This window comes from Rhizobium sp. RU33A (genome assembly GCF_900156055.1).
Lineage (GTDB): Bacteria > Pseudomonadota > Alphaproteobacteria > Rhizobiales > Rhizobiaceae > Allorhizobium.
This window is the reverse complement of record NZ_FTMQ01000003.1, coordinates 360,304-377,795: the sequence shown is the minus strand read 5'-3', so window position 1 is coordinate 377,795 and position 17,492 is coordinate 360,304. Positions and strand designations below refer to the sequence as shown.

At 61.5% G+C, this 17,492-nt stretch carries 13 protein-coding genes; 8 read left to right on the top strand and 5 right to left on the bottom strand.

Annotation, left to right across the window (positions count from 1 at the left end; genetic code table 11):
• Positions 1–81 precede the first annotated feature (81 nt).
• Positions 82–1,125 carry a class I SAM-dependent methyltransferase gene (locus tag BW978_RS12690; protein ID WP_076395637.1) on the bottom strand — a complete coding sequence of 348 codons (1,044 nt, stop codon included), beginning with the start codon at positions 1,123–1,125 and terminating at the stop codon, positions 82–84.
• A gap of 341 nt (positions 1,126–1,466) precedes the next feature.
• Here BW978_RS12690 and BW978_RS12685 point away from each other — a divergent pair, with 341 nt between their 5' ends.
• Together BW978_RS12685 and BW978_RS12680 are read left to right on the top strand one after the other, a co-directional pair.
• Positions 1,467–3,353 (top strand): putative bifunctional diguanylate cyclase/phosphodiesterase, encoded by a 1,887-nt coding sequence (locus BW978_RS12685; protein WP_244551955.1) that lies wholly within the window; start codon positions 1,467–1,469, stop codon positions 3,351–3,353.
• Positions 3,354–3,456: 103 nt separating this feature from the next.
• A complete protein-coding gene (locus BW978_RS12680) occupies positions 3,457–4,599 on the top strand; it encodes a cyclic nucleotide-binding domain-containing protein (RefSeq protein WP_076395633.1) in 1,143 nt (380 codons plus the stop codon).
• 54 nt (positions 4,600–4,653) lie between these two features.
• On the opposite strand, the gene parC is transcribed toward BW978_RS12680, so the two are convergent.
• On the bottom strand, positions 4,654–6,930 hold the full coding sequence (parC, locus tag BW978_RS12675; RefSeq protein WP_069041681.1) for a DNA topoisomerase IV subunit A: 2,277 nt from the start codon (positions 6,928–6,930) through the stop codon (positions 4,654–4,656).
• A 206-nt stretch (positions 6,931–7,136) separates the two neighbouring features.
• Between parC and BW978_RS12670 the strand changes: the two genes are divergently transcribed.
• A complete protein-coding gene (locus BW978_RS12670) occupies positions 7,137–8,333 on the top strand; it encodes a hypothetical protein (RefSeq protein WP_076395631.1) in 1,197 nt (398 codons plus the stop codon).
• 123 nt (positions 8,334–8,456) lie between these two features.
• Here the strand turns inward: BW978_RS12670 and aspS are convergent, their stop codons facing one another.
• The 3 genes from aspS to BW978_RS12655 all read right to left on the bottom strand — a co-directional run bounded on the left by aspS (position 8,457) and on the right by BW978_RS12655 (position 12,261).
• Positions 8,457–10,247 carry an aspartate--tRNA ligase gene (gene aspS / locus BW978_RS12665; protein WP_076396509.1) on the bottom strand — a complete coding sequence of 597 codons (1,791 nt, stop codon included), beginning with the start codon at positions 10,245–10,247 and terminating at the stop codon, positions 8,457–8,459.
• A 252-nt stretch (positions 10,248–10,499) separates the two neighbouring features.
• The gene (locus BW978_RS12660; RefSeq protein ID WP_175616881.1) at positions 10,500–11,441 is read right to left on the bottom strand and encodes a trypsin-like serine protease; all 942 of its coding nucleotides are present in this window, start codon (positions 11,439–11,441) and stop codon (positions 10,500–10,502) included.
• 211 nt (positions 11,442–11,652) lie between these two features.
• Entirely contained in the window at positions 11,653–12,261 is a 609-nt protein-coding gene (locus tag BW978_RS12655; protein WP_076395627.1) for a TetR/AcrR family transcriptional regulator, read from the bottom strand.
• Positions 12,262–12,361: 100 nt separating this feature from the next.
• Between BW978_RS12655 and BW978_RS12650 the strand changes: the two genes are divergently transcribed.
• From BW978_RS12650 to BW978_RS12630, 5 genes are all read left to right on the top strand, one after another.
• Positions 12,362–12,793 carry an ABA4-like family protein gene (locus BW978_RS12650; RefSeq protein WP_076395625.1) on the top strand — a complete coding sequence of 144 codons (432 nt, stop codon included), beginning with the start codon at positions 12,362–12,364 and terminating at the stop codon, positions 12,791–12,793.
• 3 nt (positions 12,794–12,796) lie between these two features.
• Positions 12,797–13,642: a hypothetical protein gene (locus BW978_RS12645; RefSeq protein WP_076395623.1), complete on the top strand. Its 846-nt coding sequence runs from the start codon at positions 12,797–12,799 to the stop codon at positions 13,640–13,642.
• 135 nt (positions 13,643–13,777) lie between these two features.
• A complete protein-coding gene (locus BW978_RS12640) occupies positions 13,778–15,016 on the top strand; it encodes an MFS transporter (protein WP_076395621.1) in 1,239 nt (412 codons plus the stop codon).
• Between the two features lie 99 nt (positions 15,017–15,115).
• Entirely contained in the window at positions 15,116–16,525 is a 1,410-nt protein-coding gene (locus tag BW978_RS12635; protein WP_076395619.1) for a multicopper oxidase family protein, read from the top strand.
• A gap of 1 nt (position 16,526) precedes the next feature.
• Positions 16,527–17,414, top strand: a complete 888-nt coding sequence (locus BW978_RS12630) for an MBL fold metallo-hydrolase (RefSeq protein ID WP_076395617.1) — start codon at positions 16,527–16,529, stop codon at positions 17,412–17,414.
• The last annotated feature ends 78 nt before the right edge of the window (positions 17,415–17,492 follow it).

Genomic DNA, 17,492 nt, shown 5'->3' with positions numbered 1-17,492 from the left:
GAAAAAGTCGTGGGACGCACGGTCCCGTTTCGGGACAGGTCAGCCCTTCGCAGCTGAAACGCTGCGAAGGGCTGTCTCATATCAGGACAGTTTGCGGATGATACCGTAGACGATGTTCTTGTTCTGGCCGAAGCGCAGCGAGCACTCGACGTCGAGGCCTTCTGTCGTCGCACGCATGATGCGCCACATGTCTTCTTCCGAACGCAGCAACAAGGCCCAGTTCATGAAGGTTTCCATGTAGCCGTCATCCGGCACTTCCTGCGAGAAGTTCGCAAACAGGAAGGTGCCGTTCGGCTTCAGCATCTGCAGGCAGCGCTGCGAGAGCTTGATGGCAACTTCGTCGGCGAGGTAGTCGTAGAGACCGGCGGCATAGACGAAGTCAAAGGTTCCGAGCGTCTGTGCGCGGGTCAGCACCGTACGCACCGAGCCATTGACCGCTTCAACCGCAGTCCCGGCGAATTCGCTGGCGACGGCGCCAACGCTCATCGGATCCTGATCCAGCGCAATCCACCGCTTGATCGCCTTGTCCTTCAGGGCCTGCGACATGCTGCCTTCACGCAAATGACCGGCCGCGATCGTCAGGATTTCAGCCTCTCCGCCGCGGGAAGACGCGACGTCGTCAACGAACTGAGCGAGCAGATCGCGGCGTTCACGGACGGCCACGCATGCCGGCGACTGGCTGGTGAAGGCATGGACTTCCTTGCCCATCGGGCTTGCGGCATCGAGCATCGACTGGACGGACGGATGGCCGTAGATGAAATCAAGGAGACCAGCGTCGCCTGAATAGCCGCGCGGCTTTTCGAAAGACCAGCGGGTGAACGGATCTTCGTGGAAATGCCGGGCAATGGCGTGGTTCTGGGCCACCGGGATGAGCTGTTCCCAGACCTTCGGAGAAAATTTGTTGCGGATCTCGTGGAGGCCGGTCAGCAAGCGCAGCATGATCTGGCCAACCGCGGTCTTTTGATCGAACTGCTGTTCTGCGACACGCAGGTGAAGTGCCATTTCGGCACGTGCCAGCGCAAGATCCTTATCAGTGGCATCGACCGAAGTCGAAAACACCGTCGCCGCAATAGAGTCCGGCGTGATGAGGCTCTGTCCGTCGAATGCAATCTTTAGATCACTCACACTTCGCTCCTTATTTAGTCAAAACTCACATTAATTCTTTGTAAACCATAATCGCGGACGGCAATAAGTGCACTCCGATTTTAATCAGACTTTAAAACATAGTTAACACGTGAGCGAGCTAGTGTAGACGGGCGCGTGACATGCGCGGTGACGATGGAGTCGTGATGGATCGGGTCATCAAGAACCCAGTGCGCGGGAATCGCGAAACAAACTCGCGCATGCACAGCGGGTCTACAGCTGACGCCGTGTGGACAGACGGCTCCAGCTACAGCCCGCCTGCAATCGACGTCAAAACGCTCACCACCCCTGCTCTCAATGCGCTGTATCAGACGCACCGAGGCATGACCCTACTGCGCCAGACACGCCAGGGTCTGTGGCTTGCCGCGCTCGTCTACCTTCTCTTCGGCGTCACGGATGCCTTCCTGTTGCCGGATGTGGCCTTCGAGACGGTTACGGCGCGACTGATCGCGGCGATCCTCGCCATCTCGGTCATGGAAGTCTGCGTGGCGCGGCGGGTCGGCCTGCATTGGGTCGATCTCAGTTGCGCCGCAACTGTCGTCGTCGGATACGTTGCCTGGCTTATTCCGGCGACCTACACCACGTCTGAAGATGCATTCCGTTATTACATGCTGTTCGGCACAATCTTCATGATGAGTGCCAACCTGTTCTTCAACCTCGTCTTCCGCCTCTCGGTTCTGACGTCGGCGACCATCCTCGTCATCTTCCTCTACAGCATGCTGCATGCACCGGCGTTGACGCTGGAACAGACCGTGGTGGTCATCCTGTTCTACACATCCTGCTTCCTCTTCACGTCCTATGTGAACTGGAAACTTAATGAGGAACGCTACAACGTCTTTCTCAATGCGGTGGAAGCCGCCCACCAGCACAGTGAGGCTGAGAAACGTGGGGTAGCTCTGGAGCGCCTGTCCAACACCGATTACCTCACCGGGATGGAAAACCGCCGCGCTGTCGACAAGCGTCTTCGCGACTATTGGAACGACTGGCAGAACGAAGGCAAGGCCTTTGCGGCGATCCTGGTCGATGTCGACTTCTTCAAGAAATACAACGACTTCTATGGCCATCAGGCCGGTGACCGCTGCCTGATCCTGGTCGCAAGCGTGCTCAACGACACGCTGAAGCCGCTTAATGCATCGGTCGGCCGTTACGGCGGCGAAGAGTTTATCGTGCTGTCACGCGTCACGGGCCGCGATCAGGTCATGGCGCTCTGCGAGATCATCCGCAGTGCCGTCGAGGGACTGCATCTCGTCCACGACCAGCGGCGTGATGGCCAGGCGGTAGTGACGGTGAGTGTCGGCGCCTCGTACACGCGCCCTCAGAGCGGCCCCAAGCTCGAACGCATCATCAACGAGGCGGACCGGGCGCTCTATTCTGCCAAGGCAAATGGCAGAAACTGCATCCGGCTGTTCAATCCGAACGATCCGCTGACCGGCGACGACAATGAGAATATAGCGGCGACGCTCAGGATGGCGGTCAAGAACGACCTCGTGCATCTGGTCTATCAGCCGATCCAGAACCTGCGCACAGGACGCATCGAAGCGGTCGAGTCGCTGATGCGCATGAAGATGGTCGACGGCACGCCACTGTCGCCGGCCCAGTTCATTCCCGTCGCCGAGCGGACGGGCGCCATCCTCGATCTCGGCCTCTGGGCGATCCGCCGGGCCTGCACGGAAGTGCTGGCGACCGGGATCGCGCCGATGGCGAGCGTCAACGTCTCGGCGATCCAGCTCAAGTCCCGTGGCTTTGCGCTGGCCGTCTCGACGATCCTCGAAGAGACCGGTGTCTCCGGTTCACAGCTTGCCTTCGAAATCACCGAAGGCATCGACATGGAGGGGCAGTCGGATGTCATCCGCTGCATCACCGATCTGCAGGCGCTCGGGATCCGCATCTGGCTCGACGACTTCGGCACGGGCTTTGCCGGCCTCTCCTGGCTGCGCCTGTTCCCCTTCGACACCGTCAAGATCGACCGGTCCTTCCTGCAGGACGCCCGCCGTCCAGCAGGGCGCGCCATGCTCGAGGACATCATCCGTCTCATCCGCAATCGCGGCCTGAAGATCCTGATCGAGGGCCTGGAGACGGCCGACCATGTCGAGCTTATGCACGAACTCGGGATCGAACTCGGACAGGGCTATTATCTTGGCCGCCCCGTGCCAATCGACGAAGTCAAGATCAAGTCCTTTCCGCGACTGGCGAGCGTGTCCGGTCTTTGAGGGCGCGTGCTGATTGACCCCAGAATTGGACGATCGGCACCTCTGCGTTTCCTGAACGAAATCAGTAGTATCCGGCCAAATTCCAATCTGGACGGATACACGCATGAGCACGGTCGACGCAACGCAATCGGCCGGACAGCCTGATTTTGCCGAGAAGCTGCTGAAAGACACCTCCATCAAGGTGAGCGATAGCTATCTCGATGCCTTCCGCAGCCATGTCGATGTGGTGCACCATGAAGCCGGTACGATCCTCTTCTGCAAGGGAGACGATAGCAGCTTCGCCATCCTGATCGCTGAAGGCGAGATCGAGGTCTATGACGAGGAGAGCGGCAGCATTCTGGCGATCGCCGGTGAAGGCTCCTTGATCGGCGAATTGGGGCTGATCAGCGGCGATCCGCGCAGCGCTTCGGCCAGAACGCTGACACCGGTGCGTGGCTGGACAATCGACCGTTCGCAGTATCGCGAGTTTCTCAGCGATCGACCCGAACTTGGCACCCTCTTCTTCCGCAAGATCTATGCCCAGTTGTCAGCAAGCTATGGCAAGCTCAGACAGCAGTTCGTAGCGCTCGAAGAGGCTGACCGGCGCTATCACGCGCTGGCCTTCCTCTTCGTCACCATGGTTCTGATGATCAACATCTACGCCCTCGTGAACAGCCTCATCCTGACCAACCTGAAGCTAACCCATCAGTCACAGGTGATGTTCTGGACCTCACGCGTCATGGAAGTCTGGGGCGCCTTCGTCATCTGGGGACTGACCGTGCGCTGCGGTCTGACGCGACACGACATGGGCATCCGGATGGAGAATATCTGGAAGTCGATTGGCATGGGACTGACCATCAGCGCCGTCGCTCTGGCCGCCATGGCCTATTTCCGCACCCTTCTCTATCCCGAGCTTCAGGGAACGCCTGTGATCGACCCGAAGCTGGTGACGATCACCGTCTACACCTACATCATCGTCGTACCGCTCCAGGAGTGGATCTGCCGCGGGGTGCTGCTGACGGCAATTGCCGATCTGATGCCGGGCAAGACCCGCCCGATGTCGGCGATCGTGATCACCTCGCTGATCTTCTCCACCCTGCATCTGCACTATTCCCAGTCGCTCGCCGTGGTCGCCCTCGTCTCCGGCATCGTCTGGGGCTGGTTGCACCTGAAGTATCGCAACCTCGCCGGCCCCATCGTCTCGCACTTCATTCTCGGCAATGCAGCGACGTTGATGGGGGTCTGGTCAATCTGGGAACGCGGCTGACAGACAAAAGCCGGCCGCGAGGCGACCGGCTGTCATTGTGTGAAGGCCTTGGGATCAGCCCGAGAATTTGCCGCTGCGCGGGAAACCCTTCGGGACAAGGCGGCCGGCCGAGGCGCGATCACCCTGCCATTCGACGAGTTCATCCTTCGTCTTGGTGAAAGTGCGTCCGGCACTGTCGGCCCAGGTCAGACCGTCTGCGATCGCGAAGAACTTGACGTCGGAAATGCCGCCATCCTTGTAGCGCTGCAGGCGCACGCCCTTGCCGCGGGTCATTTCCGGGATCTGGGTCAGCGGGAAGACCACGAGCTTGCGGTTTTCGCCAACGACCGCCAGATGATCGCCGCTGACGGGGACCACGAGCTTTGCCTCATCAGGCATGCCGACATTCATCACCTGCTTGCCCTTGCGGGTGTTGGCGACAACCTCGCCTTCCGGCACGATAAAGCCGTTGCCAGCGGTAGAGACGAAGATCAGCTTGCGGCTCGCATCATGAACAAAGGCGGTCAGCACGTCCTGATCGTTTTCCATGTCGACCATGATGCGCAGTGGCTCGCCGTGGCCACGGCCACCGGGCAGCTTGTCACCGCCGAGCGTGTAGACCTTGCCGCCCGTGGTCACGAGCAGGATCTTGTCCGTCGTCTGGGCCGGGAAGGCCACCTTCAATCCGTCGCCTTCCTTGAAGGTCAGCGACGAGGTCTCGGAGATGTGGCCCTTGAGCGCGCGGATCCAGCCCTTTTCGGAGATGACGACGGTGATCGGTTCCTTTTCGATCATCGCCTGCTGGATCGCTTCGACATCCGCACTCGGAGCGTCGGAGAAGACGGTGCGGCGGCGGCCGAGCTCGGTCGCCTTGGCGTATTTCTTCTTCACCTCGCCGATTTCCCAGGCGACGGTCTGCCACTGCTTGTCATCGGAGGCGAGTAGGGATTCGATTTCCGCCTTCTCGGCCGAGAGCGCCTCATGCTCCTTGCGGATCTCGAACTCTTCGAGCTTGCGAAGGTTGCGGAGCCGCATGTTAAGGATGGCTTCGGCCTGATTGTCGGTCAGATCCCACTTGGCGATCAGGACAGGCTTCGGCTCGTCTTCCTCTCGGATGATCCGGATCACCTCGTCGAGGTTGAGATAGGCGATCAGCAACCCGCCGAGGATTTCCAGGCGCCGGTCGATGGCGGCCAGACGGAACTTCGAACGGCGGATGAGTACGTCCTTGCGGTGGGCGAGCCACTCGGTCAGCACCTCATTGAGGGCCATGACCTTGGGTACCTTGCCCTGGGACAGCACGTTCATGTTGAGCGGAATACGGCTTTCGAGCTCGGTGAGCTTGAAGAGCGATTCCATCAAGAGCGTCGCATCCACCGTGCGGCTCTTCGGCACGAGCACGAGGCGAACGTCTTCCGCGCTTTCGTCGCGCACGTCTTCCAAGAGCGGCAGGCGGCGGGCGATCAGCAGTTCGGCGATCTTTTCGATCAGGCGCGACTTCTGCACCTGGAACGGGATCTGCGTGACGATGATCTGGTAGCCGCCGCGGCCGAGGTCTTCGGTTTCCCATTTGGCACGGACGCGGAAACCACCGCGACCGGTGCGATAGGTTTCGAGCATCGAGGCGCGGCTTTCGACGATCACGCCACCAGTCGGGAAGTCGGGACCTTCGATGCCGCCGCGTTCCGGATGGGCGGGATCTGCCAGGAGTTCCTCGACGGGCGCGCCGGGGTTCTTGATCAGGTAGAGGGCCGCGTCGCAGAGCTCATGGGCGTTGTGCGGAGGAATGGACGTCGCCATGCCGACCGCGATGCCCGAGGCGCCGTTGGCGAGCAGGTTCGGGAAGGCACCCGGCAGAACCGTCGGCTCGTCGTCTTCCTCGTTATAGGTTGGACGAAAATCGACCGCATCCTGGTCGATGCCTTCGAGCAGAAGCGCCGCGACATCGGTCATGCGTGCTTCGGTGTAACGATAGGCAGCGGCACTGTCGCCGTCGATATTGCCGAAGTTCCCCTGCCCGTCCACGACCGGATAGCGCTGTGAGAAATCCTGCGCGAGGCGCACCAAGGCGTCATAGACCGACTGGTCGCCATGCGGGTGGAACTTACCAATGACGTCGCCGACGATACGGGCGCATTTCTTGAAGGCCGAGTTCGGGCGAATGCCCATCTCGCTCATCGCGTGGATGATGCGGCGATGCACGGGTTTCAGGCCGTCGCGGACGTCCGGCAGCGCGCGGTGCATGATCGTCGACAAGGCATAGGCGAGATAGCGCTCTTCGAGCGCCGCCTTCAGGTCGACCGGAAGAATGTGATCGCCACCCTCATCGGGCGGAAGCTGATTTGTCCCCATGGGTTTCCCCTATCGGAGAAGACCCGCAACAGCAAGGAATCCGGGGATTCTGCCTGTGGATTAAGGCGATGTGATCGCCATCACGCCGCAATCTTGCTGCATCAGGCTATGGCGAAAACCGGTGGACGTTTTTTCAATCCCACTTATAAATATCGCCGACCAATTTTGTCCGCACCTCCCGCGGAACCAGCACGAAGGACCTTCTCATGACCCTGTACCGCTCCACCCGACTTCTGCTCGCGAGCGCTGCGCTCACAGTCTTCGCCGGTCCTGCCTTTGCGCTGGACGGGCAGGATTTGTTGAAGAAGATCAATGCTGCCTTCGCGACGGGTGGCAGCAACATCACAGCTGAGAACGTCGAGGTCGATGGATCGAACGTTGTCTTCAAGGGTCTGAAGCTTGGGGTGGAAGGCGCGACGGCTGAAAAGCCCCTGATGCTTGAAGAACTGACGCTGCAAGGCGTGACCGAGGAAGAAGGCGGCGCCTATTTCATCGAACGCGTCGAATTCCCCGAGGTGAATGTCACCGAGGAGACGTCGACTTTCAAGGTTCAGGATCTCTATCTGGCCGGCGTCTATGTGCCCGGCGACGCCAATGCCGAGGGCATTGATTCGCTGATGTTCTACGAAGAAGCCCATAGCGGCCCGGTCGAAGTGACCGTTGACGGGAAGCAGGTGTTCTCGATGGCGGAAGCGGTCGGCACGATGGGCCTGTCGGACGACGAGAGCACCATCACCTTCGAAGGCAACGTCACCGGCGTGAAGGCCGACCTCAGCACCGTCGAGGACCCGCAAACCAAGGCACAGATCGAAGCGCTCGGCCTCACCACGCTCGACGGCAGCATGAACATGTCCGGCAGCTGGGAAGTCGAAAGCGGCACGATCGACATCGAGGACTACTCGATCGATTTCGCCAATGTCGGCAAGCTCTCCCTCGCCTTCTCGATGTCAGGCTACACGCTCGATCTCGTCAAGCAGATGCAGGAACAGGCCCGCATGATGCAGGCGCAGCCGCAGAACGAGCAGGCCCAGCAGGCCGCGGGCTTGGCCATGCTCGGCCTCGTGCAGCAGATGACGCTGGTCGACGCCCAGATCCGCTTCGAGGATGCCGGCATTACCAAGCGCGGCCTCGACTATGCCGGCAAGAGCAACGGCGCAGACGGCGCCCAGATGGCGCAGATGGTCAAGGGCATGGTTCCGATCCTGCTCGCCCAGGCCAAGCTCGGCGCGATCCAGAACGAAATCTCCGCCGCCGTCAACACCTACATCGACGATCCGAAGGCGCTGACGATCGCTGCGGCCCCTGCCAACCCTGTCGCCTTCCCGATGATCATGGGTGCCGCCATGGGCGCGCCGGAAACCATTCCGGGCCTGATCGGCCTGAAGGTCACCGCCAACGACTGATCGTTATCGAACTAAACAGAAGCCCGGCCCGCGAAAGCGGCCGGGCTTTTTCGTGGCAGTGAGATCAACGAAAAAGGCCGGGATCGCTCCCGGCCTTCGTCATATCCAGATCCCTTAGGCGTATCAGTCCTTCTTCGGCTGCGGCACGACGCGCAGGGCCAGATCGCGCAGCTGGGCTGGCGTTGCCGGCGACGGGGCGTTCATCAGAAGGTCCTGGGCCTGCTGGTTCATCGGGAAGATCGAGATTTCGCGCAGGTTCTTCGCGCCGACGAGCAGCATGACAACGCGGTCGATGCCGAAGGCGCAGCCGCCATGCGGAGGGGCGCCATACTGGAAGGCGCGGTACATGCCGCCGAAGCGTTCTTCGACATCGTCCTTGGACAGGCCAACCTTCTCGAAGGCCTTGACCATCAGTTCCGGCGACTGGTTACGGATCGAGCCCGAAGCGATTTCAAAGCCGTTGCAGACCGCGTCATACTGATAGGCCTTGAGCGACAGGGGATCCTGGCTTTCCAGCGCTTCAAGACCGCCCTGCGGCATCGAGAAGGGGTTGTGGGCGAAGTCGATCTTCTTTTCTTCCTCGTTGTATTCGTAGAACGGGAAGTCGACGATCCAGCACATTTCGAAACGGTCGCGATCGACGAGGTTCAGTTCCTCGCCAGCGCGGGTGCGTGCTTCACCGGCAAACTTGTAGAACCTGGCCGGGTCGCCGGCGACGAAGAAGGCCGCGTCACCCGGCTCGAGGCAAAGCTGCTGACGGATGGCTTCGGTGCGCTCTTCGCCGATGTTCTTGGCGAGCGGGCCGGAGCCGGCGATCTTGCCGTCCTCTTCCTTCCAGAAGATATAGCCGAGGCCCGGCTGACCGGTCGATTGCGCCCATGCGTTCATGCGATCGCAGAATGCGCGCGAACCACCGGTCTTGGCGGGGATCGCCCAGATCTCAACCTTCGGATTGGACGCGATCATGCCGGCGAAGACCTTGAAGCCGGAATCACGGAAGTGGTCGGTGACGCCTTCCATGACGATCGGGTTGCGCAGGTCCGGCTTGTCGGAGCCATATTTGCGGATCGCGACGTCGTAAGGGATGCGCGGCCATTCCTTGGTGACCGGCTTGCCTTCGGCGAACTGCTCGAAGACCGAGGTCATCATCGGCTCCATCGTCGACCAGACATCCTCCTGGGTGACGAAGCTCATCTCGACGTCGAGCTGGTAGAATTCGCCCGGCAGACGGTCGGCGCGCGGGTCTTCGTCGCGGAAGCAGGGCGCGATCTGGAAATAGCGGTCGAAACCGGCAACCATCAGCAACTGCTTGTACTGCTGCGGCGCCTGGGGCAGCGCGAAGAACTTCCCTTCGTGGATGCGGCTCGGCACGAGGAAGTCGCGCGCACCTTCCGGCGACGAGGCCGTCAGGATCGGGGTCGAATATTCGGCAAAGCCGGCGGCTGCCATGCCTGCGCGCATCGACGAGATGATCTGCGTGCGCTTGACGATGTTCTTGTGCAGCGTGTCGCGGCGCAGATCGAGGAAGCGGTACTTCAGGCGCACGTCTTCCGGATAGTCGGGCTCGCCGAAGACCGGCAGCGGCAATTCCTTGGCAGCCGAGAGAACTTCGATTTCCTGAGCGTAGAGTTCGATCTCACCGGTTGCCATGGCCTTGTTGGTGGTCTCTTCCGAACGGGCCTTGACGAGGCCATCGATGCGGATGACCCATTCGCCGCGCACGGTTTCAGCCAGCTTGAAAGCCGGGCTATCCGGATCGGCCACGACCTGGGTAATGCCGTAATGGTCGCGCAGATCGATGAAGAGCACGCCGCCATGGTCACGAACACGATGGACCCAGCCCGAGAGGCGGACGGTCTGACCGACGTCGGACTTGCGAAGAGCGGCACAGGTGTGGCTGCGGTAACGATGCATGATCAAGTGCTTTCCTGGACTGATAGACGGCTGGCGGACACGGATTTCGGCACACGGCCAGCCGATAGAAAATCGGGCGGAAAAGCGCATGGTGCGCCTGATTTGTCAAGGCTGCGTAGCGTTGGGGCGAGGCTTCATCGGGATTTGACGGGAGGCAAAGGACGCGTTTGGTAGAAGGGACTTCAGCCGATTGACTGCAATTTGAACCCAAAAGACTGGATTGCCGCGAGCGGCTGGATCCGCCGATGGCCGTTATCTGCCCGAAGGCGGCGTTCGCCGCATCGGGGTCTTCTCGTTGGTGAAATTCGCATCGAAGATGGACTTTACCCAGCCTGATTGCGTGCTGATCCGTCCAAAACCGCCCGTAGAACCATAAACCGCATCGTCGCCCCAGCCGTTGACCCCGACAATAGCCCAGCCCTTGTCGGTCTCGATCCAGAGCGAGCCGCCGCTGTCACCTGAGCCCAGCACGCCTTCATATCGATCAACCGGCAGGGAACTTCCGTCCTCGAAGACATTGGTGGAACCGTCCTCGCTGTCGAAGTCGATCAGCAACTGATTGCCGCCTTTGCCGTCAGGGGCCGGGTCCTCGACCACGTCGATGATGTTGCGCGCCGCAGCGGCATCTTCGCTAGTATAGTATTTGTCATCCTGGCCGACCGAGCCGATGCCCCTCGAGCCAAAGCCGACCATGGTGGCGCGTTGCCCCAGTTCATCGTCTCCGCCATAAAGGAGCGGCGGCCTATCGCAATCCTTTACCGGTCCGTTCAATTCAACGATGGCCAAGTCGTAGCCCGCCGTTTCGTCGCTGCTGGGGTCGTAATTGGGATGGATATGCACGGCCTTGCCGGTCAATTCGGCACCAGCGCGGGTGTAATAGGTCCACGTGTCAGGGTCATAGCCGTCGCCGAAGTTATGCGCCGCTGTCAACACATAAGCCGTACCATCCTGGTCATTGCCGATCCAGGTGCCGGAGGCGCCAATCTGCTCGCCGTCGAAAAAGCTCATGATGGCACAAAATTGCGGCGCCATGGCCAGCGCCTTGGCGGCGCCAAATCCGTCGCCTTCCGCACCAGCCGCCCCGCCCTGATCGGCCCAAGTGCTGTCGAGAATGATCACGGCTGGGGCAGTACCTGCCGCAGCCAAACTCAGCAGCGCCGTGCCCAGCAGCGCCGATACGATCCTCGATGTCATGCCTCTCCCCTTGGGTGTCTCACTGGGCATTTGTGCCGTCGGGCAATACCACTTATTCGTCTCTGTTGTTTCCGCCCAAACGCCCGGGGGCTTTCACCCCACCATTTCATCCTGTTACCAGCGCAATTGATTGAATGACAGCTTTCGAAGCGTACCTTCATCGACGCCTCCAAGAATGTCCGCAATTGGGGCAAAGCGGCCCTCTTCCCCCTCACTCCGGCAACAACACACTCGCCAGATCGAGCGGCGCCACGAACGGCTCGCAGCCGGTGCCGCCGTCGCCCTCCGGTGGCAGCTTGCCGTCGATCATCAGATGCGCATGGCCGTGGATCTGTGACCAGACGAGTTGCTCGACAGCCGCCCTACCCTCCGGCGTATCCAGCTTCATGCGCTTCGCCACAGGAGCCGAGACCTCCTCGAGCACGGCATGGGCGGCGTTCGCGGGCGGGCCGATGGCCGGGTCGTCCCAGTCGAGGCGGTTTGCGGTGAACATCAGGCGGAAGAGATGCGGGCGGGCCCGGGCAAAGTTCAGATAGCCGCGGGAGGCAGCGCGTAGCTGCTCTGCCGGATCATCAGGGGCTGCCGCCATGGCCTGCCGCATCGAGGCGGCAAACAGCCGGAAGCCTTCGACGGCAAAGGCGGTCATCAGGTGGCGCAGGGTCGGGAAATGATGTTCGGGGGCTGCATGGGACACGCCGACCCGGGCGGCGAGCTTGCGGAGCGTCAGGCCCTCCAGGCCCTGCTCTTCGAGCATGTCGAGCCCGGTGCCGATCAGCGCCTGGCGCAGGTCGCCATGGTGATAGGATTTCTGTCTTGCCATGCCCCTTCATAACCGCTCGAATCCACGCCGTCAAAATCAATCTTGACATTGCCAAGTTATGCCTCATGCTTATCTTGTCACCGTCAAGATGAGGCCCCCCATGTCGCCCGACACCGTGTTTTCGATTACCAGCAGCACCGCCATGGCCGGCTGGTTGCTGCTCATCCTCGCGCCGCGCTGGGCAGCCCTCATCGGATTCATCCGTTTCGGCCTGATCGGGGCGCTGTCGCTCACCTATGCGGTGCTGATCCTCGTCTATTTCTTCCGCGTCGAGGGCGGCGGTTTCGGGTCGATCGCGGAGGTGCGGGCCCTCTTCATGAGCGATCCCGTGCTTGTCGCCGGCTGGGTGCATTACCTCGCCTTCGACCTCTTCATCGGCACCTGGATTGCCGTCGAGGCCGACAAGCGTGGCTACCATCGCCTGCTGCAGGCGCCGATGCTGGTGGCGACCTTCATGTTCGGGCCGCTGGGCCTCCTGCTCTTTTATTTCACCCGCGCGACCGAAGCCGCGCTCATCCCCCGAAAGGTCTGACCGATGACCATGCTCTTCAACGACAGCGTCATGCTCGCGCCATCGCCGGACCTCGCTGCTGCAGAACAAAGAACCCGCCGCGCGCTGATCGTCGGCATCGGCTTGCAGCTGGCGCTCGCCATCCCGAGCCTCATTGCACTCGGTCTCGACGACAGGCTGATCAAAGACATCAGCGTCTGGAGCAAGCCGCTGAAATTCCAGGCTTCGCTGGCCATGATGCTCGGCACCCTGCTTTTGCTCCTGCCGCTGATCGAGCCGAGAACACGGGCCGGCAGAGGCGTCTGGCTGGCAAGCCTCGTCGCCGTCATCACCGCGAGCGGCGAAATTCTCTACATCACGCTGCAGGCTGCACGTGGCCGCGCCTCGCATTTCAACGACAGCACACCCTTTGAGGCGATGGCCTATAGCGTGATGGGTGCAGGGGCGGCGCTGCTTGTGCTGTCGAGCCTAGTGATCGGGATCTATATCCTGCTGCGTCCAAGCCCAACCGCGACGGCCGGCCTCAGGCTCGGAGGCGGCTGGGGTCTCGTGCTCGGCAGCGTGGCGACCCTGTTTACCGCCTTCGCGCTCGGAAGCGGCGAGATCGGCGGTCCCGGTCATTGGGTCGGTGGGGCAAAGACAGACCTCGGCGGCCTGCCGCTGTTCGGCTGGTCGCGCACTGGCGGCGATCTGCGGGTGCCGCATTTCTTCGCCACCCACATCATGCAGGCCTTGCCGATCCTGGGACTGGCCGTGGATCGATTTGCGCCGCGCTTCGCCAGACCGGGCATCGCACTCGGCGCCGTGCTCTCCATCGCCGTGGTCGGCGGCACGTTCGTGCAGGCCGTCCAGGGGCGACCATTCCTTTGACGGTCAAATCCGGGTGGATGGCGACGGGCCGCGATTTTGGCCTGTCGCCGCTCGCCAAACAGGTCTAGGAATTCGGACCTGCCACGGCGCCGACTCAACGATCACTCGCCCTCGCCGCGGCCTGCAGGCCCTCACATGCACGACATTCGCCCTCTCATCCCGCTTCTCATCACCGCCGGCATCTTGATCGGCGGCAACGGATTGCAGGGCACGTTCATCGCCCTGCGCGGCATCGAGGAGGGTTTCAGCACCTCGGTCATTGGCATGGTGGGTGCCGGCTATTTCATCGGCTTCGTCATCGGCTGCGTTTACATCACCAAGATCATGCGGGCGATCGGGCATATCCGCGCCTTTTCGGCGCTCGCCGCCATCGCTTCGGCCGCCTCGATCATGATGGTGCTGGTGATCGATCCGATCTCCTGGTTCCTGATGCGCCTCGTGCAGGGTGTGTGTTTTGCCGGCCTCTTCGCCGTCGTCGAAAGCTGGCTGAACGCCCGCGTCACCAATGCCACGCGAGCGCGCACGCTCTCCGTCTATCGCTTCGTCGATCTCGGCTCGGTGACGGCGGCGCAGTATATGATCCCGCTCTTCGGGGTCAGCGGCATCGATCTCTTCGCGATCATCGCCATGGCGCTGTCGCTTTCGCTCGTGCCGATCTCGTTTGCCGACAAGTCGAGCCCTGCCCCGCCCAAGGATGTGAAGTTCGACATCAAAGTACTCTGGTCGGTCTCGCCGCTCGCCACCGTTGGCTGCATCGTCATCGGGCTCACCAATTCGAGCTTCCGGTCGCTGGGGCCGATCTATGCCGATGGCATCGGCCTGTCGGTAACCGCGATCGCCACCTTCATGAGCATCGGCATCTTTGCCGGAATCGTGCTGCAATATCCGCTCGGCCACTACTCCGACAAGCTCGACCGCCGCGTCATCATCCTCGTCTCGACGATCGGCGCCCTGCTCGCCTCAGTCTTCCTCGCCTTCCTGGCGGGTGAGAGCGAAATCGCCAATTTCATCGGCATCTTCGCCTTCGGCGCCTTTGCCCTGCCGCTCTATTCGCTGTGCTCGGCGCATGCCAATGACCATGCCGCACCCGGCCAACATGCGCTGGTCTCCGCCGGCACGCTGTTCTTCTGGTCGATCGGCGCTGTCGTCGGCCCGCTGATTGCCTCCTTCCTGATGGAGGCCTTTGGGCCGCATGCGCTCTTCGCTTACGTCATCGTCGTGTTGACGTTTTTCGCGGCATATACGCTCGCCCGCATTCGCGTGCGCGACGCAGTGCCGACCGAAAAGCGGCGCATGCGTTTCCGCAGCCTGCTGCGCACCTCGACATTCTTCAGCAAGCTCGCGACGCCGCCGAACGAAAAGGACGGCGGCTGAGCTGATCATCGTCAGGCCTGCGACAGCATGGACGGCTGATGCTATTGCTGATCGCCCGGCTCAACTTTAAAAACGGGACGTTCAGCGAGAGTTCCGACCGTGACCTTTGTTTCCAGACGCACCCTTCTCAAATCCGCAGCCGTGCTTGGCGCATACGGCACAGGCCTTGCGGTGATGCCGCGTCTCAGCCAGGCGTTGGCTGCCAGCGACCCGATCGAGATCGAGGCGCTGACCGGCGATGTGTCTCTCGACGGAAAGCAGCCGACGCGGGGCGTGATGCGTTATGCACTGACCGGGCAGCCGTCTGCAGATCCCTCCCCGCCCATCCTGCGCGCCAAGCGCGGGGACGCCTTCAAGGCGCGGCTCATTAACCGGCTGGACGAGCCGACGACCATCCACTGGCACGGCATCCGCCTGCCGAACGATCAGGACGGCGTGCCCTTCGTCACCCAGCCTTACGTCTATACCGGCGACCGCTTCGACTATGCCTTCTCGCCGCCGGATGCCGGCACCTTCTGGTATCACCCGCATTGCAACACGCTAACGCAGATGGGCCGCGGGCTTGCCGGCGTGCTGGTGGTCGAAGACGATCGCGATCCCGTCTTCGATGGCGAGGTGGTGCTGAACCTCAGGGATTTCCGCCTCGGCCGCGACAGTCAGTTCATCGCACCGTTCAAGCCGCGCGATGCGGCGAAGACCGGCACCTTCGGGACGCTGCGCACCGCCAACTGGCGGCAAGAGCCCGTTTATGACGTTCCGACCGGCGGCCTCGTCCGTGTCCGTATCCTCGCGGCCGATGTGACGCGCATCTATAATCTCAAGCTCGCAGGCGCCGAGGCCCAGATCATCGCGATCGACGGGCATCCGGTGCCCGAGCGCATGGCGCTCGACATGGCCGTCGTCTCGCCGGGGCAGCGACTGGATCTCGCCATTCGTGTCGCCGACCGCGAGGGTGCGGAGATGGCGCTGGAGGATGTGAGGCCCTCGACGGCGAAGGTGGTGGCGCGGTTCAGGGCGGTCGGTTCATCGCTCAAGCGCGATCTCGGGGATCTCGGGCTGCTTGCGGAAAACGCGGGCATGGACGCCGATCTTTCCAACGCTACCGAAATCCCGCTGCTTCTCAGCGCCACCGCCGAAAGTGCTTCCCGCGATTCGATCTGCGGGACGCTCGGCTATTCCTTCTGGGCGATCAACAAGGTGCCCTATCCCGGCGACACGCCTGATCCGACCGCACCGATCGCGGAGCTGAAGTTAGGCCGCACTTACCTGTTCAATGTCGAGAACGTCACGCCGCATGCGCATCCCATCCATCTGCATGGCATGAACTTCAAGGCCGTCGCGTCCAACAAACGCCAGGTGCAGCCGTTGGTCTCGGATACCTACCTTGTGCTGCCGGATGAAAAGGTCCAGCTTGCGCTGGTGGCCGACAACCCGGGCGACTGGGTGTTTCACTGCCACATCATCGAACACCAGAAGACCGGGATGACCGGCTATTTCCGAGTAACATGACATGAGCCTTGCCGAGACGATGCGTATCCACGAGCCCTATCCGGGGCTGTATACCTATTACGACGGACGCACCCTCGGCAAACGTCTGCATTCCGACAAGCCGAACTGGCTCGACGACGGTGCCTATAGCCTCGGCGTCGCAAGCTATGCAATCGTCTCGGGGCGCGAGGCGCTGGTCTATGACACGCATATCTCCTTCGACCATGCGCGTGCCATTCGCAGCCACCTCTCCAGCCTCGGCGTCACCAGAATCCGGGTCGTGCTCAGTCACTGGCATACCGATCATGTTGCCGGCAATGCCGGCTTCATCGACTGCCCGATCATCTCGAACAAGCTGACGCGCAACACGCTGATCGAGAAACGCAAGGTGCTGGTTGCCAAGGACCCGCCGATCAATCCGGTCGTCATGCCGACAGAGACCTTCGAGGGCAAGATGACGCTTGAGGTCGGCGACATCACGGTGACGCTGATGCAGTTCGATATTCACAGTGCCGATGGGACTATTCTGCTGTTGCCGCATCTCGGTGTACTGCTGGCCGGCGACACGCTGGAAGACAGTGTCACCTACATCTCGGAGCCCGACAACACGGCGCGGCACATCGCCGAACTCGACCGACTGGCGAAGCTCGATTTCAGCCGCATCCTGCCCAATCATGGCGACGAGCAGGTGATCGCATCCGGCGGCTATCCGCCGTCGCTGGTGACGGCCACGCGCGACTATCTTACCCGACTGCTGGCCCGTATGGATGATCCGGAGCTCGAGACCGAGAGCCTTCAAAGCTTCATCGCACCGGAACTTGCTGCGGGAACGCTTACTTATTTCGCACCCTACGAGGCGGTCCACAGCCAGAACATTGCGGCGCTGAAGGGTGTTTCAGCCGACGATTAAGGGACTTGACCCTTTGAAGAGGGCTTACAGGGCCCGTTTCCCGGTCGTTCATATTGACAAGGAAGGCCAGAAGGGAAA